The following is a 17,756-nucleotide window of genomic DNA, read 5'->3' as shown; positions in this document are numbered from 1 at the left end:
CTTACCCGGTTCGGTCCATGCGGTTTTGACAATCAGGCCGAAAAAACCGCTCGGATTCGTCATACGCAAGGCCGTTCCGGGTCTTCGGCAAAGCCTTGTGAGCAAGCGGTTTCAGGGCGGCGGCGCAAGGGTTGTGTCGTAGAAAAACGTCGCAGTAACAAGGTGTTACATCCGCGGCGGAGGCCTAACACTTTTTGGCTCGACACCCTCTGCCGCCACCCATAAATTACGGTTCAAAGGCCGTCGGGATGCGTCGTGCTGCGATAGAAACGCAGCGCTCGCGCCAGTCCCCAAATCAGTCCATCGCAGCTCGAACGATGGACTCCAGGCAAGTCTTCGGGCATGTGAGTCATCAGGTGGACGGGTTGTCGAGAACGAAGCACTGGGCGTTGGGCGCGGTTATCGCCGCGCTGTGCTCGTTCGCCTATGCGAAAGCGCCGGGCGCGCCGCACTTCGGCGGCGGTGGGTATTCGCATGTCGCCGCGAACCACGCCATGCGGGGTGAGACGCGGGGCGGCGGCCGCTACGACGGTATGCCGGCCGAAAGGCCGACTTCCGCCCGTAACCTTGCGGTTGACCGCAATGCGGGCTTGCCACGCGGCGGCGCGAACTTCGCGGGCAGGAATGGCGGCAACAACGGTTTTGGCGTCTATAACCCGGGCATGCGCCGCGTCGCGGGTCCGGTTGGTTATCCCGGCGAAGGCCGCGGCGGCATGCAGTACGCCGGCGCCATTACGCCGGTCAGCGCCGAGTCGCGTGGCGTGCCTCGGCCGCCGGCCAATGCGCCGGTTCGCGCGGGCTCGATTCGCGCCGACGTCGCCCGCTATAACGAAGAGCGTGGTTCGGGACGCGGCATGCCGCGCCAAGGCGAGGATCCGCGTCAACCGGAAGGTTCGCCTTACCGCAACTAGTCGCGAGTCGCGTTAGCTTCGGGTTCGGTTCGACTACGCACGGCGCGCCAACGCCGTTCAACACTCTCAACACCTTCAGTGCCCATCGGCTAATGCGCTTTCGCATTCGGCCCGATCGTTTCTCCCGGCTTTCAAGTCGCCTGCTTTATCTCCGCGCACCGCCTCCGGCCATTCAGCCGCCGTCAATGTGACGTTTCGACGCCACACTTTTTTGAAAACACCCGGCGGTAATCCTCCTGTTGTCGTCAAATTTCATCGTTTCTGCGGCACTGCGTCATCCGCATGTCATTTGATGCGTTATCACCGCTTCGGACGTAGCGTTGGCGGTGTTTTGCGCATTGCAGCATAAACGGCCGGGGCAGGGCTCACGGGTTAATCGGCGGAGCTTTATCAGACCGATATTCGACAAAACTAACCAGACCGATATACCGGCAATAACCAGCGATATTTTTGTCCATAAAAATGGTCCGCAAAGATGGTCCCGCCCAGATTGGCTCGACGATCGAACGGACAACAACAAATGGTTCGCGCGAGCTCCCCCTTTCGCACAGCCACACCCTTTTGACAAAGACAGGAGAACCCATGAATACAAGCATCAGCAGTGCGCTGAAGACCACCCTCAAGGCCACTGCGTGCGCCGCTCTGCTGGCCAGCGCATCGGCTGCCTTTGCGCAATCGAGCGTGCAGCTTTACGGTCAGGTCGACGAATGGGTCGGCTCGCAGAAATTCCCGAATGGCAAGAGCGCCGCGGAAGTGTCCGGCGGCGGTATGTCGACGTCGTACTGGGGCTTGAAGGGGGCGGAAGATCTGGGCAACGGCTACAAGGCGATCTTCACGATCGAAGGCTTCTTCCTCGCGCAGAACGGCCAGTACGGCCGCTTCACCGGCGACACGATGTTTTCGCGTAACGCGTATGTGGGTATCGAATCGCCGTACGGCACGATCACGGCCGGCCGTCTGACGACGCCGCTGTTCATTTCGACGATTCTGTTCAACCCGTTCGTCGACTCGTACGAATTCTCGCCGATGGTGTGGCACACGTACCTCGGCCTCGGCACGTTCCCGACTTACAACACCGACCAGGGCGTGACCGGCGATTCCGGCTGGAGCAACGCGGTGTCGTACTCGTCGCCGAACTTCAACGGCCTGAGCGCGACGGCTATGTACGCGCTCGGCAACACGACCGAGAACGGCGCGAAGAAGTGGAGCGGCCAGGTGCTGTATTTCCACGGCCCGTTCGCGGCGACGGCGGTGTACCAGTACGTGAACTTCAACAACGTGCCGAGCGACCTCGGCAGCTTCGCGGCGTCGGGCGTTCCCGGCCTGAAGAGCCAGAGCGTCGCGCAAGTCGGCGCTTCGTACGACCTCAAGTTCGTGAAATTCTTCGGCCAGTACATGTACACGTACAACGATCAGCAAATCACGAGCTGGCACGTGAACACGGCGCAGGGCGGCGCTTCGGTGCCGGTCGGTCCGGGCACGGTGATGGCGTCGTACGCATACTCGCGCGACGGCGGCGGTCTCGACCAGACCCGTCAGACGGCTGCGCTCGGCTACGACTACCCGCTGTCCAAGCGTACGGACGTGTACGCCGCGTACATGTACGACCACATCACCAACCAGTCGAGCGGCAACACGTACGGCGTCGGTCTGCGCGCGAAGTTCTAAGCGCTTTACCGCACGACCCGCGCGGCGCGCCTACGCAACTCAGGCCGCCGCGCGACGTCCCAAACCGGTGGCATTCGCAAAGCCCGCTTTCTTCGGAAGGCGGGCTTTTTCATTTCCAGCCAGGCAAGCTTGCTGTCGGCGACGTCTTTGCTAACCAGTTTTTTATAAACCCGGCAGAATGGCGTCGATTGATTCCTCAAGCGAGCGATTGAGATGGATACCCTCGTCAGCATGAAAGTGTTCCGCCATGTGGTGGAAGTCGGCAGCTTTGTCGGCGCGGCGGAACGGATGGAGATGTCGGCGGCGATGGCCAGCAAGCATGTCATGCACCTCGAGCAGCAGCTCGGCGCGCGTCTGCTGAACCGCACCACGCGCCGCGTCGCGCCCACCGAGGCCGGCCGCGAATACTACGAGCGCCTGAGTCAGGTGCTCACCGAACTGGAGGAAGCCGAGCAGGTGGTCGGCGCGGCGAGTGTCGTGCCGCAAGGGCGCTTGCGGGTGTCGTCGCTATCGGCGTTTGGCTTGAGCCACGTGATGGCCGCCGTGGCCGACTATGCCGCGCACTATCCGCAGGTCACCGTCGACATCACCTTGTCCGACCGCGTGGTCGAACTGATCGACGAAGGCTTCGACGTCGCGATCCGCGCCTCGCCGAGCGGGTTGAAGTCGTCGTCGCTGATCGCGCGGCAGATTGCGACCGCGCATCTTGTGCTATGCGCGTCGCCGGCCTATCTGAAGCGGCACGGCACGCCGAAGACGGCTGCCGAGCTGGCGCGCCACAACTATCTGCAATACGCGGGCGTCTCGACGCTCGAACTCGCAACCGCATCCGGCGACGCATCGCCGCGCGTGCGCCTGTCGGGCAATCTGATCGTCAACCATCTGGAGGCGCAGCGCGTGATCGTGCTGCAAGGGGCGGGTATCGCGATGCTCGGCACCGAGGTGATCGGCGACGATCTGGCCGCCGGTCGGCTGGTGCCGCTGCTGGTGGACGAAGTGCCGCCGCGCGAACTGCCGATCCACGTGGTCTACGCGAGCCGGCGGCATCTGTCGGCCAAGGTGCGATCGTTCGTCGACTTTCTGGCCGAGCGGTTCGCGAACGAGTCGTTGTGGCCGTCGCTGGGGCAGATCAAGGCGATGGCCGTGCGCTGATTCGCGGTGACGCCCGGCGGCAGATGAAACGATTAGCGTGCGATTCCCAGCCGCGCCTTCGCGTCGTCGTATTCCTTCGACAGGCGCTGCACCAGCTCGCCGACGCTCGGCACGTCGTCCATCAAGCCGACGCCCTGGCCTGCGCCCCAGATGTCTTTCCACGCCTTCGCCTTGTCGCTGGCGAAGTTCATCGCGGTCTTGTCCGACTCCGGCAGCGCGTCCGGGTCGAGCCCCGCGTTGACGATGCTTTCGCGAATGTAGTTACCGTGCACGCCGGTGAACAGGTTCGTGTAGATGATGTCCGACGCGGTGGAGCTGACGATGGCCTGCTTGTAGCTCTCGACCGCGTGCGCCTCTTTGGTCGCGATGAAGCGCGTGCCCATATACGCGAGGTCCGCGCCCATGGCCTGGGCGGCGAGGATCGAGCCGCCGTTGGCGATCGAGCCCGACAGAATGATCGGGCCGTCGAACATGCGCCGCACTTCGCCGACCAGCGCGAACGGCGAGGTCGTGCCCGCGTGGCCACCGGCGCCGGAGGCCACCAGGATCAGACCGTCGACGCCCGCTTCGAGCGCCTTCTGCGCGTGACGCAGATTGATCACGTCATGCAGCACGATGCCGCCGTAGCTATGCACGGCGTCGACGATTTCACGCGACGGCGCACGCAGGCTCGTGATGAAGATCGGGATCTTGTGGTTGACGCACACGCGCACGTCGTGCTCAAGCCGCGTATTCGATTGATGAACGATCTGGTTGACGGCGATCGGCCCGATGATCGCATCCGGATTGGCGGCCTTGTGCTCGGCGAGTTGCGTCTGAATCTGCGTGAGCCATTCGTCGAGCAATTCGGCCGGGCGCGCGTTCAACGCGGGAAACGAACCGACGATACCGGCCTTACATTGAGCCAATACCAGTTCGGGATAGCTGACGATAAACATCGGCGAGGCAACGACGGGCAGCGCGAGTTTTTGCAGAACGGCGGGCAATGCCATGATGCGAGTCTCCAGTTTTGATCGGACCGGTACGGCGTTGGCGCGTCCGGCGTGTACGAGTTTAGCGGCACATGGCGTGCATTGCGCCGAGGCGGGGCGGCGCGATCTTGCCGCCGCCTCACCACGCATGCGCGATACGACACGTTCCGCCCGACAATTAAAGAACGATCGTTCGATTATAGGCGATGCCTGTCGCTCGAGTAACGCAGGTCTGTTTAGAACAGGTGGAAGGAGAGTTCAGGTTCTACGCTTGCGTGGGCTAACCCACCTCGCGAGGACACATTGGGCTCCTACAATGCGTTGACTCGTAATGACAAGAGAGACGCCATGGCCTTCGAGAATTTCACGCCCTTTCGCGTCGCCGTGGGCGATGTCGATATTTTCGGAGTGAAGGGCGGAGCGGGGCCGCCGCTTCTGTTGCTGCACGGCCATCCGCAGTCGCATCTGATCTGGGCGCGTTGCGCTGAGCAACTGGCTGAGCACTTCACCGTGATCGCCACCGATCTGCGTGGCTACGGCGCATCGGGCAAGCCGCCGAGCGACGCCGCTCACACACCGTATTCCAAACGCACGATGGCGGCCGATCAGGTTGCCGTGATGCGGCATTTCGGCTTCGAACGTTTTCTGGTGTGCGCGCATGATCGCGGCGCGCGGGTCGCGCATCGGATGGCGCTGGATCATGCCGATGCGGTCGAGCGTTTGATGCTGCTCGATATTGCGCCGACGCTTGCGATGTATGAGGCGACCGATCGCACGTTTGCGACGCTTTATTTCCACTGGTTTTTTCTGATTCAGCCGGAGCCGTTGCCTGAGACGCTGATCGGTGCCGATCCCGCTGCTTATGTCGATGCGGTGATGGGGAGCCGTCATGCCGGGCTGGCGGTGTTTGATCCTGCTTCACTTGATGCTTATCGGTCGGCGCTCGCGCAGCCTGGTGCTGTGCATGCTATGTGCGAGGATTATCGGGCGTCGGCTAGTGTCGATCTGGAGCACGATCGTGCTGATGTTGAACGCGGACATAAGATTGGGTGTCCGCTGCGCGTGCTTTGGGGGGATAAGGGCGTGATTGAGAAGTGCTTCGATGCGCTCGGGGAGTGGCGGCATGTGGCGCGGGATGTTAGCGGCAGGGCGCTTTCTTGTGGGCACTATATTCCTGAGGAGGCATCGGGAGAGCTTTTTGCTGAGATGTTGGCGTTTTTTGAGGCTGTTGAGCAGTAGCGTGGTTGGCTTTTACTTTGGCCTTTCCTTGCTTTCTTAGTGGTCTATTAGCGTTGCCCCTGTGCGGGGCGGCACTCACTTTTCTTTGCCTGCCGCAAAGCAAAGTAAGCAAAAGAAAGCGGCTCACACCGCTAATTCTGAAGTGGGTCCCGTGGTCTGCGATGGGTAGTGGCTCATCTGGAATCTGTGCTCTCGCATACTGCGCGCTCGTGGCACAGCAGTCATTCTTCCGGTGGCGCTTCGCGCGCCGTGCGGTCGGTCTTCAAACCACCTGCAATTTCCAACGCTCACGGTCTTCGATTGCCCCACCTCTTCGCGTGCGCGGCGCTTCGAAATTGCGGCCATTCAGCGCGCCCGTAGCCTCCCAAATCTTCCACAGTTCATCGCCTCCCGATTGGCCCGACTGCGCGACCCGCAGCCGCCGCTTACAAGCAAACCGTTCGGCAGCATGTGCACCGCGAGGGACACGCATACGTGCTGACGGTATGTGAACGGTCGTTGGGGCGCGCGCAGCGCCGCCGGAAGAATGACTGCTGTGCCGCTACCGCCAAATGCGCGAGGGCACGGATTCCAGATGCACCACTACCCATCGCGGACCACGGGCTCCGCTTAATGGTTAGCGGTGTGAGCCGCTTTCTTTTGCCTACTTTGCTTTGCGGCAGGCAAAGAAAAGTAGGTGCCGCCCCGCACAGGGGCAACGCTAGCAGACCACTAAGACAGCAAGGAAAGGCCAACCCTACGGATTCCAGAATAACCACAAACCCGATTATTCACCCCACCAGCCTAATACGAGCAAAAGCCAGCGACTACGACGCTCCATACCGCCATGCGTATGCCGCTTTAAAACGACCCGTCAACCTTCTGTAGGGAAATCACCAATGCGGTCAAAAATCCGCCACGCGTATCATTGAACTAGACGCTGATCACGTCCGACAGAATTTCCGCCGCTCGCCTTGTTCTTCAGGTCGAGCGGTTTTCTTTTTGTACCAACGGTTTTGAATCCCGCGCAAAGATCAGCTCGCCTTCCAGCTCCAACGGCCCATTCTTCGCCGCAAGTTCCTCGACGATTCCCCGCAGCAGCGCAGGCCACTCGTCACTCGGCGCGAGCATCGCCGCCGCCGCGCGCATCACCTCAGCGCTATCCACCATTCGCACCAGCGCATCAAAACTCATCGCACGGATTTCAAGCAGCTTGAACACGATCAACACCTTCAGCGCATTCTTCGCGTTGCGCGTGGGGTCTGCACGCAACCAGGCAACACGCGAGAACGCGCGTTCAAGCGCCTGCTCGACATTCGTGAACGGCGCGCCGTGGCCCGGAATCACGACACGCACATCGAGTTTCGCAATCGCTTCGAGCACCGCCTGTTCTTCAGCGAATCCGCTTTCGCCTTCCAGCTCCGGAAAGATCACGCCGAAGCCGTTTTCCCACAACGCGTCCGCGCTGATCAGGATGCGTTCGTCCGCGCAATACAGCATCAACGAATGCGGGTCGTGACCGGGCGCGCCGAGCACCTCCCAGTCAAGCGCACCGAGCCGCAACCGCGTACCGGCCGTCATCGTGCCGGTGAAATCGAAGCGCTCGCAGGTCTGACCGGTGGCGCGAAACGTCAGACGGCTTTCGTCCCAGTCGCGCACGACATCGGCCTCGGAAGCCGGAATAACAGTGCGGCACGGCCACGCCGCCTGCAACTGCGCATTGCCGCCGCAGTGGTCCGAGTGCAAGTGCGTGTTGACGATCAGATCCAGCGGCCGGGCGCCGAGCGCTTGCCGCACCAGCGCGATCGTCTGCGGCGCGTGGCTCGCATAGCCGGTATCGACGAGCGCGGCGCACGCGTCGTCGACCAGCAGCACGTTATTCGACGACAGCCAGCCGCGTTCGAAAACCCGTATCGATTCCGGCAGCGCGATCATGATGTGCCCGCATTGGTTGATCCGTCCGCTTCGGGCTTCGGCATCACGAGAATGGTCGATGTGCCGATCAACATGACGTCGCCGCGCTGATTCACGACCGTGCCGTCGAGATGCGTCAGATCGCCATTCAGACTCGCTTTCCAATAGGCGTCGCGCACGCGCCAGTTGATCGTGAGCGTGTCGGTCGCGTGGACGGCCTTCTTCAGCTTGATATCGAACTCAAGCCCGAGCGGCTGTGCGTAGCGCGAAAAATGCGTCGCCAGCAACGCCATGAAATGCGCGGTCGGTTGCGTGCCGGACGCGATCAATCCGCCGAAGCGGCTCTGCGCGGCATACGCGTCGTCGTGATGCAGCGGGTTCAAATCGTTGACGAGCGCGGCGAACGATTTCACCGATTGCGCCGACAGTTCGAGCGTCGCGCTGAACGTCTCGCCGATCGTGACGACACGCGGTGCGGGCTTCATCGCCGCTCCTTCGCGTGCTTCCCCATAAATTCCGTGTGCCGTACTTCGATCGCACTCCAGACCGCGCGTTTGGCGTCGTCGTCGAACAGAGACCAACTGGCGATTTCGTCGATGGTGCGCAGGCAGCCCTCACACCAGCCGGTCGACTCGTCCATTCTGCACACGCTGATGCAAGGCGACATTACGCTGCCATCCTCATCTTCGATATCGTTGCCGGCCGTCATCGCGTCACGCGGTCTCGCGCAGCGCCACGTCGACCACCGGCGCGCCCGTCAGCGCGACCAACTCCTGCGCGGTCAGATTGAACACCGCATGCGGATGGCCGGCCGCGGCCCACAGGCTGTCGAGTGCGAGCAGATCGGCGTCGATCAGCGTGACCGGTTTGACGGCGTGGCCGATCGGGCAGACGCCGCCGATCGCATAGCCGGTTTGTTCGCGGACGAACTTCGCGTCCGCGCGGCCGATCTCGCCGACTTGCGCAGCGACTTTCTGTTCGTCGACGCGATTCGCGCCGCTGGCGACCACCAGCACCGGCGCGTCGTCTTTACGGCGGCGAAACAGGATCGACTTGGCGATCTGCGCAACCGAGCAGCCGAGTCCCGCGGCGGCTTCGGCGGAAGTCTTGCCGGTTTCGGGCAGCATCACGATCCGGCCCGCGTGGCCGCGTTCGCGCAACAGCAGTGCAACCCGGCGTGCCGATTCCGGCAGCGAGGCGAGGTCGTCGGAGTCGAAGGAAGCGTGGTCCGTCATCGTTTCGGGTCCTGATAGAGGGGCAAGCGTGAGTGACGAATAGTAGCGGCGGGAATCAGACGCAATTGCCCGCTTCGCTGCGCGCCTTGGCGAGCAGCGCTTTACCGGCGCGCGACACGTTCGGCTTGCCGATCGACGTCGAGATGAAATCGCCGATCGCCACGACCTGCGCGAGGTCGATACCGGTCTCGATGCCGAGGCCGTTCATCAGGTACAGCACGTCTTCGGTCGCGACGTTGCCGGTTGCGCCCTTCGCGTACGGACAACCGCCGAGCCCCGCCACCGACGCGTGATAGATCTCGATACCTTCCTGCAGCGCGGCGTAGATATTCGCAAGCGCCTGGCCGTAGGTGTCGTGGAAGTGGCCGGACAGACGTTCGCGCGGAAACACGCGGGTCACGGCTTCGAACACTTCGCGTGTGCGTTTGGGCGTGCCGACGCCGATCGTGTCGGCGATATCGATCTCGTCGCAGCCGAGCGCCGCGAAGCGTTCGACCACATCGACCACGGACGCTACCGGCACGTCGCCCTGATACGGGCAGCCAAGCGCGCACGACACGCTGCCGCGAATCCGCAGGCCATGTTCTTTAGCCGCCTGCGCGACCGGCGCGAAGCGGTCGATGCTTTCCGCGATGCTGCAATTGATATTCTTCTGCGAGAACGCTTCGCTGGCGGCGCCGAAGATCACGATCTCGTCGGCTTGTGCCGCGAGCGCGCCTTCGAAGCCGCGCAGGTTCGGTGTGAGCACCGAGTAGATCGTGCCCGGATGGCGTGCGATGCCGGCCATCACGTCGGCGCCGTCGGCCATTTGCGGGACCCATTTCGGCGACACGAACGAGGCCGCTTCGACGTTGCGGAAGCCTGCCGCCGACAACCGGTTGATCAGCTCAATCTTGGTTGCGGTGGCGACGAATTCTTTTTCGTTCTGCAGTCCGTCACGCGGACCGACTTCGACGATTTTGACTTGCTGGGGTAAGGCCATGATTGTCTCCTTTCGACCCGAGCTAGCGGCTTAGCGCTTACTCGGGTCCCATGCAATTGAGTTGCAAGCCGCGCGAGGCGGCGCCCCTAAAATTGGATTCGATGATGTCCGTGTTCAATATCCGCGTTCGAGATTCACCACCCCGCCGACCGTATCACCACGCGCCAGCGCTTTAATCTTGCGCGCGACCTGCTCGACGCTTTCCGAGCGCAGCGTCAGCGCGGACACGTGCGGCGTGATCGTGATACGCGGTTCGCGCCAGAACAGATGATCGGTCGGCAGCGGTTCGTCGCGGAACACGTCGAGCGTCGCGGCGGTAAGTTGACCGCTAGCTAGAGCGTCGAGCAGATCCTGTTCGACCAGATGCCCGCCGCGTGCGACGTTGATCAGATACGCGCCGCGCGCGAGCTTCGAGAAGGTGCGCGCGTTCAGCACGTCGCCGGTTTCCGGTGTGTGAGGCAGCAGATTCACCAGCACTTTGACGCCATCGAGAAACGCGTCGAATTGCGCATCGCCGGCGAAGGTCGTGATGCCGTCGATCTGTCGCGCACTGCGGCTATACCCACGCACCGGCAAACCGAAGCCCGCGAGCGTTTGCGCGACATGCGAGCCGAGCACACCGAGCCCCAGCACGCCGACCGTAAACGTCTCACGCGGATGCGGCTCCAGCACTTGCCAGCGGCGTTCGCCTTGCAGCGTCTGATAGTCGTCGAAACGACGCAGATAGCGCAGCACCGAATGCGTCACGTACTCGGTCATTTGCAGCGCCATGCCGGAATCTTCGAGCCGGATCAACTGCGCATTGCGCGGCAGCGTGCCGGGTTGCGCGTGTTCGAGCCCGAGGATCGCGTCGACGCCCGCGCCGAGATTGAAAATCGCGCGCAAATCGTCGCGACCGGCCAGCATTTCGCGCGGCGGCCGCCACACGACCGCGAAGTCGGCCGGCGCAGTGTCGTCCGGCTGCCATTCGCGTAAATCCGCTTCGGGCAGCGCACGGGCGAAGTCGTGCAGCCACTCGGCGGCGTCGGCATGCGTCATGTAGAAGAGGACTTTCATACGGTCGGGCAGGTCCCTGCGTAGTCGGATCGATTGACGGGGAAGGCCCGGCCGCGCGGCAGCACTACGCGCGGTGCATCGGTCGACGCTTGCGGCATGGGGGCCTCCTCCTTTTATGGATAGGCTTCATTCTACTTTTTCGACGCGAACCGCGCGCGTTTGCGTACGGGCGTGCGGTTTGTCTGCATTTGTTCCGGCATTTGCCACCGCACTTGCCCCTGCATTTACCGCATAACCAAAGCACAAAAACTTGGTTCACCCACGCCGGGCCGGGCGGGACAATACTTTCCCGGATTCCCGCTGCGAGGGACAGACATGCTTCCATGCATCAAATCGACGTGGCCGCCGCGGCTCGTGACCGTTCCCGGCCTGCACGGCAGCGAGGGCGCGCACTGGCAAACCTGGCTCGAGCGGCAGTTCGCGCGCTCGTTGCGTGTCGAGCAGGCCGACTGGGAAGCCCCGAACGTCGCCCGCTGGGCGCAGTCGTTACGCGATCTGCTGGCGCGCGAGCGTGGGCCGTTCGTGCTGGCCGCGCACAGCTTTGGTTGCCTCGCCACTGCGCACGCGTTGCAGCAGGCGTCGTACGCGAACGATGTGATCGGCGTGCTGTTCGTTGCGCCCGCCAGCCCCGAGAAATTCGCCTTCGCGGGCCCGTTCGACGCGCGACGTCTCGGCGTGCCGTCCATTCTGATCGGCAGCGAAACCGATCCGTGGATGTCGCTCGCCGGTTCGCGCGAACTCGCGCAGCGTCTTGGCAGCGCATTCGTCAATCTCGGCGACGTCGGGCATATCAATACCGCGGCCGGCTTCGGCCCGTGGCCGCGCGCCAAGTATTTCGTCGACACGCTGGTGCATTGCGCGGCGCCGCTGCGCTTTCGCGAGGAGACGTTCGAGGCCGCGCCGCACGCGTTCGTCTGAGCACGGCGATGGCGTTCAGCGTCGCCGCGTTATGTCCGACTTCGGTCCGAACGAACCGGTAAGCAATTCGTTAGAATCCCGCTTCACGCCGCGCACTCGTGCGGCCACAGGTTTTCATCATCGATAGGCGGGGACAAGATGGCAGGCAACACGGGGACATCGCGCTGGTTCGCAGCCGGCATGACGGCAATCACGCTCGCGATGGGCGGCATCTCGACGGCGCATGCCGACACGTCGCTGCTCAACGTGTCGTACGACGTGACGCGCGAGTTGTACAAGGACATCAACGCCGGCTTTATCGCGGCGTACAAGCAGAAGAGCGGCGAGACCGTGTCGGTGCGCCAGTCGCATGGCGCGTCGAGCGCGCAGGCGCTGTCGGTACTGCAAGGCCTGCAGGCCGACGTGGTGACGATGAACCAGCCGAACGATATCGACCTGCTCGCCGAGAAGGGCCAACTGGTGCCGGCCAACTGGCGCGCGCGTCTGCCGAACGACAGCGCGCCGTACACCACCACGATGGTGTTCCTCGTGCGTAAGGGCAACCCGAAGCACATCAAGGACTGGGACGATCTCGCGAAGCCCGGTGTGCAGGTGGTGATCGCCAATCCGAAGACCTCGGGCAACGGACGCTATTCGTATCTCGCCGCATGGGGTTATCGCAAGCAGCACGGCGGCACCGATGCGCAGGCGCTCGATTTCGAAAAGGCGATCTTCAAGAACGTGCCGGTGCTCGATACAGGCGGACGGGGCGCGACGACTACCTTCACGCAACGCGGCATCGGCGACGTGCTGGTGACGTTCGAAAACGAAGTGTCGCTGATCGACACCGGCGTGGGGGCGGGCAATTTCGAAGCGGTGTATCCGTCGGTGAGCCTGCTGGCGGCGCCGCCGGTGTCGATCGTCGACAAGGTGGTCGACAAGCGCGGCACACGCAAGGAAGCTCAGGCGTATCTCGACTACCTGTGGTCGCCGGCCGCGCAGGAAATCATCGCGCAGCATCATCTGCGTCCGCGTGACAAGGACGTGCTGGCCAAGCACGCCGCCGAGTTCAAGCCGATCAAAACCTTCACCGTCGAAGAGATGTTCGGTAGCTGGCAGAAAGCACAGCAAACCCACTTCTCGGATGGCGGCACGTTCGATCAGATCATCGTCGACAAGAAGTAATCGGCGGTTCTGAAAATGCAAAGGGCGCCTCGATATCAATCGAGGCGCCCTTTTTATTGCACGCGGTTTATCGCGCGAGTTGCATCAACTCACCACATTCAACGCAGCTCAGTTCGGCGCGGCATGCTTGTCGCAACCAAGCTCGCAGCCGCTCTGATCCACCGGCATTTGCTGCGAGGCCTCGGCGCTAATGCCCAGACGCGCTAGCAGCTTGCGGTCGGCTTCGGCTTGCGGATTGCTCGTGGTCAGCAATTGATCGCCGTAGAAAATCGAGTTCGCGCCCGCGAGGAAGCACAGCGCCTGCAACGCCTCATCCATCTGCTCACGTCCGGCCGACAAACGCACCATCGCCTTCGGCATCGTGATACGCGCCACCGCGATCGTGCGCACGAATTCGAACGGATCGATCGGTTCGGTGCCGCTCAGCGGCGTGCCTTCCACCTGCACCAGATTGTTGATCGGCACCGATTCCGGATACGGCTCCATGTTCGCCAGTTGCGTGATCAGCCCGGCGCGTTCGCGACGCGATTCGCCCAGCCCGACGATCCCGCCGCAACACACGTTGATGCCCGCATCGCGCACGCGTTCGAGCGTGTCGAGACGGTCCTGATACGTGCGCGTCGAAATGATCTGGCCGTAGAACTCCGGCGACGTATCGAGGTTGTGGTTGTAGTAGTCGAGGCCCGCGTCGCGCAGCGCTTGCGCCTGGTGCGTTTCGAGCATGCCGAGCGTCACGCAGGTTTCGAGGCCCATTGCCTTCACGCCGCGGATCATGTCCTTGATCGGTTCGAGGTGACGGTCCTTCGGGTTACGCCACGCCGCGCCCATGCAGAAACGTGTCGCGCCGTTGTCCTTGGCGACTTTCGCGGCGGCGAGCACTTCGTCGACCGGCATCAGCTTGTCGGCCTGCAGGCCCGTGTCGTGATGCACCGACTGCGGACAGTACGCGCAATCTTCTTCGCAGCCGCCGGTCTTGATCGACAGCAGCGTTGACAGTTGCACCGTGTTCGCGTCGAAATGCTCGCGATGCGTTTGCTGCGCGCGGAACATCAGGTCGTTGAACGGCAGTTCGTACAGCGCGACGATGTCGGCGACGCGCCAGCGCGCGAGTTGTTTGGCGCCTTCGACGGCGTTGTTGTTGGCGGCGGCCGTGTCGGCTGGCGTCGAAGCGATGTTCAGTTGCGTCATATCGTCAATCCTCGTGGATAGATGTGTGTGGGGATCAGCGCTGCGTGTGACGCAGCGTCTGCAAAAGTCGGTCGATATCGAGCTGGTCCGCCGCGAGTTCGGGCGAAGCCGGGCTCAGATGCGGCACGATGCCGAGCAAGGGGGCGTCGTACGCGCGAGCAAGCTGCTCGCGGATCGAGGCGATGTTTTCGTCGGGGAACGTCATGTCCGGATCGATGCGATTCGCGACCCAGCCCGCGAGCGTGAGTCCGCGTGCGGCGATCGCTTCGGCGGTGAGCAGCGCATGGCTGATGCAGCCGAGGCGCATGCCGACCACCAGCACGACCGGCAGCTTCAGCGCGACGGCGAGATCGGCGGTGTCTTTGGTGGCGGTCAGCGGCACACGAAAACCGCCGACGCCTTCCACGACGACGATCTCCGCGCGCTGCAACGCTTGCGCATGACACGCGACGATGTGGCCGAGATCGAACGTGACGTTTTCCAGCGCGGCTGCGATGTGCGGCGCGGCCGGTTCCTTCAGCAGATACGGCGTGCGCATGTCGGGCGGCAGCAGCACGTTCGACGCGGCATCGAGTTGATCCGCGTCTTCGTTGTGCAACGTGCCGTTCACTTCGAATGCGCCGGCGGCGATCGGCTTCATCGCGGCGGCTTGCAGGCCCGCGCGCACGAAACCGCGCAACAGGGCCGACGAAACGAAGGTCTTGCCGATTTCCGTATCGGTGCCGGTGACGAACACGGACAGCGCGTTGTGATTCAGGTTACTCATGCCGCTTTCGCTCCGAGCTGTTGCAAGCCCGCGTCGAGCCGATCCAGATCCGCCATCGAATGCGCGGCCGACAGCGAAATGCGCAGGCGCGACGTGCCGGCCGGCACGGTCGGCGGACGGATTGCCGGCACCCATAGACCGGCGCGGTCGAGCGTGGCCGCGATATCGAGCGTCGCGTCGTTCTCACCGATGATCAGCGGTTGCACGGCAGTGTGCGAATCGACGGGAAGCCACGGCGTTGCTTTCAGCATTGCGCGCGTGCGTTTGATCAGGTGCTGGAGATGCGCGCGTCGCGCGTCGCCTTCTTCGCCGCCGATAATGCGCAGGCTCGCCGACACCGCATGCGCGGCCGCCGGCACCGACGCCGTGGTGAAGATGTACGGACGCGCGCGTTGCACGAGCCATTCGATCACGGTCTCATGCGCGACGACGAACGCGCCCGAGACGCCTGCCGCTTTACCGAGCGTGCCGATCGAAATCAGATTCGGCGAGCGCAGCGCCGCTTCCGCGACCGCGCCGCGGCCTTGCGGACCGAGCACGCCGAAGCCGTGCGCGTCGTCGACGATCAGCCACGCGCCGTGCTGTTCCGCGAGCGCGAGCAGACGCGTCAGCGGCGCGACGTCGCCGTCCATGCTGAAGACGGTGTCCGACACGATCACCTTGACGGCGACGTCCGACGCTTCGAGCAGCGCGCCCAACGCGTCCATATCGCAGTGCGGATAGATCTGCACGTCGGCGCGCGACAGCCGCGCGCCATCGATCAGCGACGCGTGGTTCAGCTCATCCGAGAACAGCGTCGTGCCGCGGCCCGCGAGTGCGGTGAGCGTCGCGAGGTTCGCCATGTAGCCGGTGCTGAAGTAGAGCGCGCGCGCATTGTCGACGAAGCCGCCGACGAATGCCGCGAGGTCGTCTTCGAGTTGCGCATGCGCGCGCGAGTGGCCGCCGAGCAGATGCGAACCGCCGCTGCCCGCGCCATAGCGCTGCGCGCCTTCGGCGATGGCCGCGATCAACTGCGGATGCGCGGCGAGGCCGAGATAGTCGTTACTGGCGAAGCCGATGATCGCGCGGCCGTCGACGGTCATGTGCGCCGCGCATGCGGTATCCGCGATGCGGCGGCGGCGGCGCAGGCCGTGGTCGTCGATGTCCTTCAGGCCTGCTTTGAGTGTGTCGAGCAGATGCATTAACGGGCCTCCGTGAGCGTGGCTTCGAAGGTTTCGCGCGTGCGCGAGGCGAGCAGCGCGAGTTCTTCGTCGTCGAGGATGTAAGGGGGCATCAGATACACCGTGGTCGAGATCGGGCGCAGCAGGAGTTCGCGCTGCAACGCGTTGTCGAAGAAACGGCGTGAGAAGGTGCGGGCTTGCTGCGGATCGTCGATCACGGCGTCGAACGCGAAGATCGTGCCGCACTGGCGCAGATTGCGCACCTGTTTGTGATCGGCGAGCGGCGCGAGCGCGGCCTTCAGCGTCGCGGATTTTTGCGCGTTGACGGCGAGCACGTTGTCGCTGACGAACAGGTCGAGCGTGGCGAGCGCTGCGCGGCACGCGAGCGGATTGCCGGTGTACGAGTGCGAGTGCAGGAAGCCGCGCGCGGTGTCGTCGTGATAGAAGGCCGCGTAGATTTCGTCGCGCGACAGCACGATCGAGAGCGGCAGATAGCCGCCGCTGATGCCTTTCGACAGGCACAGAAAGTCCGGCCACATGCCGGCCTGTTCGCACGCGAAGAACGTACCGGTGCGTCCGCAACCGACGGCGATTTCATCGGCGATCAGATGCACGCCGTACTGGTCGCACAGGGCGCGCAAGCCCGCGAGATACGACGCGTCGTGCATGGCCATGCCGGCCGCGCATTGCACGAGCGGCTCGACGATCAGCGCGGCGATTTTCGTGGCGCGTGTTTCGAGCAGCGAGCGTACGTTGTCGAGTGCGCGACGTGCGACGTCGGCGGCGGTTTCGCCGGGTTGCGCGAGACGCGCGTCGGGCGATGCCACGACGTGGGCGTGACGGATCAGCGGATCGTAGGCGTCCTTGAAGAGCGCGACGTCGGTGACGCCGAGCGCGCCGATGGTTTCGCCGTGATAGCTGTTGGCGACGCAGACGAATTCCTGCTTGTCGGCGAAGCCGCGATTACGCCACGAGTGGAAGCTCATTTTCAGCGCGATTTCGACGGCGGATGCGCCGTCCGACGCGAAGAACGCGTGACCGAGCGTGTTGTCGGTGAGGGCGCTGAGGCGTTCCGCGAGTTCGATGGCCGGTTCGTGCGTGCAGCCGGCGAGCATGGCGTGTTCGAGGGTGTCGAGCTGGTCTTTCAGGGCCGCATTGATGTGGGGATTGGCGTGGCCGAACAGGTTGACCCACCAGGAGCTGATCGCGTCCAGATAACGATGGTTGGCGCGGTCGTAGAGCCACGCGCCTTGACCACGCGCGACGGGGACGAGCGGCAGGCGCTCGTGGTGCTTCATCTGGGTGCAGGGGTGCCAGACGGCGCGCAGGCTGCGGGCGACCCAGCCGTCAGGGTTTGTGGTGGTGGGTTCTGCGGGCTTGTTCAATGCGGTGCTCCGGGTGCTGGTTTGCTGCTGGTTTTGCGCTGCGCGTGGCGGTTTTTGGCTGACGCGCG

General features: G+C 63.5%; 17 protein-coding genes. 6 read left to right on the top strand and 11 right to left on the bottom strand.

The window, feature by feature from the left end:
* Positions 1–317 precede the first annotated feature (317 nt).
* The 3 genes from FA94_RS18575 to FA94_RS18565 all read left to right on the top strand — a co-directional run bounded on the left by FA94_RS18575 (position 318) and on the right by FA94_RS18565 (position 3,731).
* A complete protein-coding gene (locus tag FA94_RS18575; protein ID WP_231584985.1) occupies positions 318–911 on the top strand; it encodes a hypothetical protein in 594 nt (197 codons plus the stop codon).
* Between the two features lie 582 nt (positions 912–1,493).
* The gene (locus tag FA94_RS18570) at positions 1,494–2,579 is read left to right on the top strand and encodes a porin (protein ID WP_035553877.1); all 1,086 of its coding nucleotides are present in this window, start codon (positions 1,494–1,496) and stop codon (positions 2,577–2,579) included.
* Between the two features lie 213 nt (positions 2,580–2,792).
* Positions 2,793–3,731 carry a LysR family transcriptional regulator gene (locus tag FA94_RS18565; RefSeq protein WP_035553875.1) on the top strand — a complete coding sequence of 313 codons (939 nt, stop codon included), beginning with the start codon at positions 2,793–2,795 and terminating at the stop codon, positions 3,729–3,731.
* Between the two features lie 32 nt (positions 3,732–3,763).
* On the opposite strand, the gene FA94_RS18560 is transcribed toward FA94_RS18565, so the two are convergent.
* Positions 3,764–4,723, bottom strand: coding sequence for an NAD(P)H-dependent flavin oxidoreductase (locus tag FA94_RS18560; protein WP_035553873.1), 960 nt, complete (start codon positions 4,721–4,723; stop codon positions 3,764–3,766).
* A gap of 327 nt (positions 4,724–5,050) precedes the next feature.
* Here FA94_RS18560 and FA94_RS18555 point away from each other — a divergent pair, with 327 nt between their 5' ends.
* Positions 5,051–5,941: an alpha/beta hydrolase gene (locus FA94_RS18555; RefSeq protein WP_035553870.1), complete on the top strand. Its 891-nt coding sequence runs from the start codon at positions 5,051–5,053 to the stop codon at positions 5,939–5,941.
* 960 nt (positions 5,942–6,901) lie between these two features.
* Here FA94_RS18555 and FA94_RS18550 read toward each other — a convergent pair.
* From FA94_RS18550 to FA94_RS18525, 6 genes are all read right to left on the bottom strand, one after another.
* Entirely contained in the window at positions 6,902–7,855 is a 954-nt protein-coding gene (locus FA94_RS18550) for an MBL fold metallo-hydrolase (RefSeq protein WP_035553867.1), read from the bottom strand.
* Positions 7,852–8,319 carry a MaoC family dehydratase gene (locus FA94_RS18545; protein WP_035553865.1) on the bottom strand — a complete coding sequence of 156 codons (468 nt, stop codon included), beginning with the start codon at positions 8,317–8,319 and terminating at the stop codon, positions 7,852–7,854. The genes FA94_RS18550 and FA94_RS18545 overlap by 4 nt, the downstream gene beginning before the upstream one ends.
* Positions 8,316–8,543: a DUF1289 domain-containing protein gene (locus FA94_RS18540; protein WP_035553863.1), complete on the bottom strand. Its 228-nt coding sequence runs from the start codon at positions 8,541–8,543 to the stop codon at positions 8,316–8,318. Before FA94_RS18540 ends, FA94_RS18545 begins: the two co-directional genes overlap by 4 nt.
* 4 nt (positions 8,544–8,547) lie before the next feature.
* On the bottom strand, positions 8,548–9,069 hold the full coding sequence (locus FA94_RS18535; protein WP_035553860.1) for a YbaK/EbsC family protein: 522 nt from the start codon (positions 9,067–9,069) through the stop codon (positions 8,548–8,550).
* Positions 9,070–9,124: 55 nt separating this feature from the next.
* The gene (locus FA94_RS18530) at positions 9,125–10,051 is read right to left on the bottom strand and encodes a hydroxymethylglutaryl-CoA lyase (RefSeq protein WP_035553857.1); all 927 of its coding nucleotides are present in this window, start codon (positions 10,049–10,051) and stop codon (positions 9,125–9,127) included.
* Between the two features lie 114 nt (positions 10,052–10,165).
* On the bottom strand, positions 10,166–11,107 hold the full coding sequence (locus FA94_RS18525) for a 2-hydroxyacid dehydrogenase (RefSeq protein ID WP_035553855.1): 942 nt from the start codon (positions 11,105–11,107) through the stop codon (positions 10,166–10,168).
* Positions 11,108–11,422: 315 nt separating this feature from the next.
* Between FA94_RS18525 and FA94_RS18520 the strand changes: the two genes are divergently transcribed.
* Positions 11,423–12,025 carry an RBBP9/YdeN family alpha/beta hydrolase gene (locus FA94_RS18520; protein WP_035553853.1) on the top strand — a complete coding sequence of 201 codons (603 nt, stop codon included), beginning with the start codon at positions 11,423–11,425 and terminating at the stop codon, positions 12,023–12,025.
* A 138-nt stretch (positions 12,026–12,163) separates the two neighbouring features.
* Positions 12,164–13,189, top strand: coding sequence for a sulfate ABC transporter substrate-binding protein (locus FA94_RS18515; protein ID WP_035553851.1), 1,026 nt, complete (start codon positions 12,164–12,166; stop codon positions 13,187–13,189).
* A gap of 108 nt (positions 13,190–13,297) precedes the next feature.
* On the opposite strand, the gene bioB is transcribed toward FA94_RS18515, so the two are convergent.
* Genes bioB through bioA form a run of 4 tightly spaced genes read right to left on the bottom strand, consistent with a single transcriptional unit; the run spans position 13,298 to position 17,688 of the window.
* Positions 13,298–14,377 carry a biotin synthase BioB gene (bioB, locus tag FA94_RS18510; RefSeq protein WP_035553847.1) on the bottom strand — a complete coding sequence of 360 codons (1,080 nt, stop codon included), beginning with the start codon at positions 14,375–14,377 and terminating at the stop codon, positions 13,298–13,300.
* A gap of 34 nt (positions 14,378–14,411) precedes the next feature.
* Positions 14,412–15,143: a dethiobiotin synthase gene (gene bioD / locus FA94_RS18505; protein WP_035553845.1), complete on the bottom strand. Its 732-nt coding sequence runs from the start codon at positions 15,141–15,143 to the stop codon at positions 14,412–14,414.
* Positions 15,140–16,324, bottom strand: a complete 1,185-nt coding sequence (gene bioF / locus FA94_RS18500) for an 8-amino-7-oxononanoate synthase (RefSeq protein WP_035553841.1) — start codon at positions 16,322–16,324, stop codon at positions 15,140–15,142. Before bioF ends, bioD begins: the two co-directional genes overlap by 4 nt.
* A complete protein-coding gene (gene bioA, locus FA94_RS18495) occupies positions 16,324–17,688 on the bottom strand; it encodes an adenosylmethionine--8-amino-7-oxononanoate transaminase (protein ID WP_035553838.1) in 1,365 nt (454 codons plus the stop codon). The genes bioF and bioA overlap by 1 nt, the downstream gene beginning before the upstream one ends.
* Between the last annotated feature and the right edge of the window lie 68 nt (positions 17,689–17,756).

The sequence above is a fragment of the Burkholderia sp. 9120 genome (assembly GCF_000745015.1).
Taxonomy (GTDB): Bacteria; Pseudomonadota; Gammaproteobacteria; order Burkholderiales; family Burkholderiaceae; genus Paraburkholderia.
The sequence above is the reverse complement of the archived record's forward strand: the minus strand, read 5'-3'. Positions and strand labels throughout refer to the sequence as shown.

What these genes read in the sequence shown, in the direction of transcription:
- FA94_RS18575 (WP_231584985.1), top strand. Translation starts at nt 318, where the DNA reads ATGGACTCCAGGCAAGTCTTCGGGCATGTGAGTCATCAGGTGGACGGG.
- FA94_RS18570 (WP_035553877.1), top strand. Translation starts at nt 1,494, where the DNA reads ATGAATACAAGCATCAGCAGTGCGCTGAAGACCACCCTCAAGGCCACT.
- FA94_RS18565 (WP_035553875.1), top strand. Translation starts at nt 2,793, where the DNA reads ATGGATACCCTCGTCAGCATGAAAGTGTTCCGCCATGTGGTGGAAGTC.
- FA94_RS18560 (WP_035553873.1), bottom strand. Translation starts at nt 4,723, where the DNA reads ATGGCATTGCCCGCCGTTCTGCAAAAACTCGCGCTGCCCGTCGTTGCC.
- FA94_RS18555 (WP_035553870.1), top strand. Translation starts at nt 5,051, where the DNA reads ATGGCCTTCGAGAATTTCACGCCCTTTCGCGTCGCCGTGGGCGATGTC.
- FA94_RS18550 (WP_035553867.1), bottom strand. Translation starts at nt 7,855, where the DNA reads ATGATCGCGCTGCCGGAATCGATACGGGTTTTCGAACGCGGCTGGCTG.
- FA94_RS18545 (WP_035553865.1), bottom strand. Translation starts at nt 8,319, where the DNA reads ATGAAGCCCGCACCGCGTGTCGTCACGATCGGCGAGACGTTCAGCGCG.
- FA94_RS18540 (WP_035553863.1), bottom strand. Translation starts at nt 8,543, where the DNA reads ATGACGGCCGGCAACGATATCGAAGATGAGGATGGCAGCGTAATGTCG.
- FA94_RS18535 (WP_035553860.1), bottom strand. Translation starts at nt 9,069, where the DNA reads ATGACGGACCACGCTTCCTTCGACTCCGACGACCTCGCCTCGCTGCCG.
- FA94_RS18530 (WP_035553857.1), bottom strand. Translation starts at nt 10,051, where the DNA reads ATGGCCTTACCCCAGCAAGTCAAAATCGTCGAAGTCGGTCCGCGTGAC.
- FA94_RS18525 (WP_035553855.1), bottom strand. Translation starts at nt 11,107, where the DNA reads ATGAAAGTCCTCTTCTACATGACGCATGCCGACGCCGCCGAGTGGCTG.
- FA94_RS18520 (WP_035553853.1), top strand. Translation starts at nt 11,423, where the DNA reads ATGCTTCCATGCATCAAATCGACGTGGCCGCCGCGGCTCGTGACCGTT.
- FA94_RS18515 (WP_035553851.1), top strand. Translation starts at nt 12,164, where the DNA reads ATGGCAGGCAACACGGGGACATCGCGCTGGTTCGCAGCCGGCATGACG.
- bioB (WP_035553847.1), bottom strand. Translation starts at nt 14,377, where the DNA reads ATGACGCAACTGAACATCGCTTCGACGCCAGCCGACACGGCCGCCGCC.
- bioD (WP_035553845.1), bottom strand. Translation starts at nt 15,143, where the DNA reads ATGAGTAACCTGAATCACAACGCGCTGTCCGTGTTCGTCACCGGCACC.
- bioF (WP_035553841.1), bottom strand. Translation starts at nt 16,324, where the DNA reads ATGCATCTGCTCGACACACTCAAAGCAGGCCTGAAGGACATCGACGAC.